General features: G+C 74.3%; 3 protein-coding genes and 1 pseudogene. All 4 read left to right on the top strand.

The genetic code is table 11. From position 1 onward, the window contains the following. Positions 1–220: pseudogene (locus PROKR_RS37545) on the top strand (oxidoreductase); the annotation flags it as partial. Next, the gene (gene panC, locus PROKR_RS21545) at positions 217–1137 is read left to right on the top strand and encodes a pantoate--beta-alanine ligase (RefSeq protein WP_036967215.1); all 921 of its coding nucleotides are present in this window, start codon (positions 217–219) and stop codon (positions 1135–1137) included. The pseudogene PROKR_RS37545 and the gene panC, both read left to right, overlap by 4 nt. A 4-nt stretch (positions 1138–1141) precedes the next feature. Beyond that, positions 1142–1648 (top strand): aspartate 1-decarboxylase, encoded by a 507-nt coding sequence (gene panD, locus PROKR_RS21540; protein ID WP_036967212.1) that lies wholly within the window; start codon positions 1142–1144, stop codon positions 1646–1648. Then, on the top strand, positions 1645–1919 hold a 275-nt coding region (locus PROKR_RS21535; RefSeq protein ID WP_036967209.1), incomplete at its 3' end, for an FAD-dependent oxidoreductase. The genes panD and PROKR_RS21535, both read left to right, overlap by 4 nt.

Raw genomic sequence — 1919 nt, 5'->3', positions numbered from 1 at the left:
GGGCGACGTCGGCACCGTGCGCCGGCACCTGACCGAGCTCAGCGCCCTGGCCGCCGCCAGCGGCGCCACCGACATACCCCACAGCTACACCGAGCTCGCCCGTGGGGCCACGCGCCGCGCGCTGGCGAGCCACCGCATCGGCGACACCGCCGCACAGGCCCTGCTGGACGCGCTGGACGGCGCCAGCGGGGAGTCGCCCGCCGAGAGGAAGACACAGTGAGCACCGAACCCGCGCAGCGCAGCCCGCTCGTGGTCCGCACCCGTGAGGAGCTGCGTGACGAGCAGATGCGCTGGGCCCTCGCGGGGTCCCTGGAGGCCGGCGACGAGCCCGGCCGGCGCGCCGTCGTGATGACCATGGGCGCGCTGCACGAGGGCCACCTGGAGCTCGTGCGCCGGGCGCGCGCGGAGGCCGGCCCGGCCGGCCAGGTGGTCGTGACGATCTTCGTGAACCCGCTCCAGTTCGGCGCGGGCGAGGACCTCGAGAAGTACCCGCGCGACCTGGACGGCGACGTCGCCAAGCTGGCGGAGGTCGGAGCCGACGTCGTCTTCGCGCCCACACCCGACGTCGTCTACCCGGGCGGCGACCCGGTGGTGCGCGTGTCCGCCGGCCGGATCGGGGAGGTGCTGGAGGGCGCGTCCCGGCCGGGGCACCTGGACGGCGTGCTCACCGTGGTGCTCAAGCTGATGCACCTGGTGCGGCCCGACGTCGCCCTGTTCGGGGAGAAGGACGCCCAGCAGCTCCTGGCCGTGCGTCGCATGGTGCGGGACCTGGAGGTCTCGGTCGAGGTCGTGGGCGTACCGACGGTGCGCGAGGCCGACGGCCTGGCCCTGTCCTCGCGCAACGCCTACCTCTCGCCGGAGGAGCGGGAGCAGGCCCTGGCCCTGTCGCGCGCCCTCCGCGCCGGCGCGGCTGCCGCGGACCGTGGCGCGGCGGGTGTGATCAACGACGCGCGCGAAGTGCTGGACGGCGCCGACGGCGTCGTGGTCGACTACCTGGCGCTCGTCGACCCGGTGACCGTGGACGCGGTCACCGACGACTTCTCCGGCCCCGCGCTGCTGCTCGTGGCCGCACGGGTGGGTTCCACCCGCCTGATCGACAACCAGGCCGTCGAGGTATCGCCAGAGGTCCAGAGGTAACACCATGAGCACCACCGAGCACCGTCCGCCCGTCGCCCGCCCCGCCTCGCTGCAGCGGCTGATGATGATCTCCAAGATCCACCGCGCCACCGTGACGCAGGCGGACCTGCACTACGTCGGGTCCATCACCGTGGACGCCGACCTGCTCGACGCCGCCGACCTCGTGCCCGGCCAGCAGGTCGACGTCGTCGACGTGACCAACGGCGCCCGGCTGACCACCTACGTGATCCCCGGCGAGCCCGGCTCCGGGCAGATCTGCATCAACGGCGCGGCCGCCCACCTGGTCAGCCCGGGAGACGTCGTCATCCTCATCGGCTACGGCATGCTCTCGGACCACGACGCGCGCACGTTCCTGCCGCACGTCGTCTTCGTCGACGGGGACAACCGCATCGTCGAGATCAACGACGAGCCCGGCCACGTGCCGGACGGCTACGGGCTGGAGGAGAGCGGCCTGCCGATCGAGCCGTTCCAGCACGCGGGCCTGGTGCGCACGGCGTCGGGCCGGGCGTGAGCACCACGCCCGGACAGGGACCTCGCCTGGCGCGGTCCCTGGCGGCTCCCGCGCCCGGCTGGACCGTCGAGGCCGACGCGATCGTCGTCGGCTCGGGCATCGCGGGCCTGACGACGGCGCTGGAGCTGCGCACCCGGGTGCCGCGCGTGGTGCTCGTGACCAAGGGCGAGCTCTCCTCCGGCTCGACCGTCTGGGCGCAGGGCGGCATCGCGGCCGCGCTCGACCCGTCCGACTCGCCCGAGGCGCACCTGGCGGACACGCTGGCCGCCGG

This window comes from Promicromonospora kroppenstedtii DSM 19349, assembly GCF_000515355.1.
Taxonomy (GTDB): Bacteria; Actinomycetota; Actinomycetes; order Actinomycetales; family Cellulomonadaceae; genus Promicromonospora; species Promicromonospora kroppenstedtii.
This window is presented reverse-complemented; position numbering and strand designations above follow the sequence as displayed.

Coding starts and splice junctions, on each gene's coding strand:
- panD (WP_036967212.1), top strand. CDS start 1,142: ATGAGCACCACCGAGCACCGTCCGCCCGTCGCCCGCCCCGCCTCGCTG.